At 70.3% G+C, this 1,226-nt stretch carries 2 protein-coding genes; both read left to right on the forward strand.

What is annotated here, in order from left to right:
• Positions 1-272, forward strand: a 272-nt coding sequence (locus tag LZ199_RS45955; RefSeq protein WP_323390426.1) for a hypothetical protein, incomplete at its 5' end; no start/stop codon positions are given.
• Complete coding sequence (locus LZ199_RS45960; RefSeq protein ID WP_121782547.1) at positions 269-1,084, forward strand: ExeA family protein; 816 nt, start codon at positions 269-271, stop codon at positions 1,082-1,084. The genes LZ199_RS45955 and LZ199_RS45960, both read left to right, overlap by 4 nt.
• Positions 1,085-1,226 lie beyond the last annotated feature (142 nt).

A 1,226-nucleotide genomic window follows, 5' to 3' on the forward strand; every position in this document is an offset into this window, starting at 1 on the left:
TGGACGCAGGCCACCTGGCCGGACGCCTCGTCTTCATCTGCCGCACCCTGGCGGACGCCGACGCGGCGCCCTGGGTGGAGGTAGACGGCCAGCGGCTGCCCCTGCACCCGGTGGACGCCGTGCGCAATGCCCGGCGCGAGCGGCCGTACCGAAAACCCCACCTGGAGGAGACCGCTCCGCGCCACCCGGCCTTCGAGCCCGCTGGGGCGCTGCTGGACAAGGCCGTCGGCCGTCGCCCCGCGCACGCGTCGTGGGACGGAGGTGACGAATGACGCCCGCGTATGTCAGCCACTTCGCGCTCACCTGCGCGCCCTTCTCCAAAGAAGTGGCCGACTCGGACTTGTGGCTGCCCACCTCCAAGGCCGCTCTCGTGGAGGAACTGGGCGAGGCCCTGCGAAACCGTGCCAGCGTCGTGCTCACCGGCGAGCCGGGCGTGGGCAAAACCTGCGTGCTGCGCGCGCTGCGCCACCGACTGCCCGCCCAGGGTTTCCGCCTCACCTATTGCCACAACGCCACCCTGGGGCGCCGCGACTTCTACCGTCAGCTGTGCCTGGCGCTCGGCCTCAAGCCTTCCGCCACCGCGGCCGCCGTCTTCTACTCGGTAACCACTCACGTCGAGCAACTGGGCGGGGAGAAGCTGCACCCTGTCTTCCTGCTGGACGAGGCCCATCTGCTGCACCAGGACGTGCTGGACCACCTGCACATCCTCCTCAACTACCAGTGGGACTCGCGCGCGCTGCTGTCGCTCATCCTCGTCGGGCTGCCGGAGCTGGAGTCACGACTGGCCCGCCGGCACAACCGCAGCCTCTACTCGCGCTTGCACACCCGGCTGCACGTCGAGCCGCTCACCCCCGAGGACACCGCGGAGTACCTCCGGGTACGGCTGGCTCGCGCCGGTTGTGAGCGCGAGCTCTTCGCCTCGGACGCACTCGCCATGCTGCACGAGGCGGCCAGCGGAGCACTGCGCGACGTGGACCGGCTCGCCACGGCGGCGCTGCGCGAGGCCGCACGGCGCAAGAAGAAACTGGTGGAGCGCGACGCGCTGGCCCGCGTGCTCGACACCGTCGGAACCGAAGAGCCTTAGCACGCAAGAGCATCAAGGGCTTGCGCGCTGCGCGCGCTCGCCCGTGATGTCCATCAAGCTGCGCGGCGCGCTGACGCGTGCCTCCAGCGATGGCCATCAACCAGCCGGCTCACCCGACCATCAACAAAGGTGCGCGGCAACA

Source organism: Myxococcus qinghaiensis, assembly GCF_024198215.1.
GTDB classification, from domain to species: Bacteria; Myxococcota; Myxococcia; order Myxococcales; family Myxococcaceae; genus Myxococcus; species Myxococcus qinghaiensis.